This window comes from Aeromicrobium sp. PFPM2_SD2 (assembly GCF_057364525.1).
The window spans coordinates 1-576 of the sequence record NZ_JBNFNZ010000799.1; the positions used below are offsets into that span (position 1 = coordinate 1).

Consider the following 576-nt stretch of genomic DNA (forward strand, 5'->3'; position numbering starts at 1 on the left):
GGCGTAGGAGCCGGTCGCCAGCACGAGCGCGTCGTAGGCGTGGGTCGTGCCGCGCGCGGTGACCGTGCGGGCCTCGCGGTCGATCGCCGAGACCGGCGAGCTGCGGTACAGCCGGACGCCGGGCTCGTGCCACAGCGCCTGGTCGCCCAGCAGCAGCTCGTCGGCGTCGTGCAGCGTGAAGAACGACGTCAGCGCGACGCGGTCGTAGGGCGGCCGGCTCTCCTCGCCGAACACCTCGATGGTCCAGTCCCGGGTGGCGCCGCGCTCGACGAGCGCCTCGACCAGCCGCCGGGCGACCATGCCGGCCCCGACGACCACGAGCCTCTTCTTCTGGGTCATGGCTCGACGGTAGGAAGGGCAGGTTTCCTCGCCGGACGCTCGCGGTTACGGCGCCGGAACGGATCGCTCACGCGGCCCCGGGTCCGGCTGTGAGGCCGGCGGGTCCACCTGCTCGAGCCACTGCGCGACGCCCTGGACGAGCACCCGGCACCGCCGCAGCCCGTCGTGGCGCGGGTGCGTCGGCGAGCGCCGGGACGCTCGTGCAGCCGTCCTCCCAGGCCGCGACGAGGTCGCCTT

At 74.7% G+C, this 576-nt stretch carries 1 protein-coding gene; it reads right to left on the reverse strand.

What is annotated here, in order from left to right:
* Positions 1–339, reverse strand: a 339-nt coding sequence (locus AC2W7G_RS18185) for an FAD-dependent oxidoreductase (protein WP_485869668.1), incomplete at its 3' end; no start/stop codon positions are given.
* Positions 340–576: the final 237 nt, after the last annotated feature.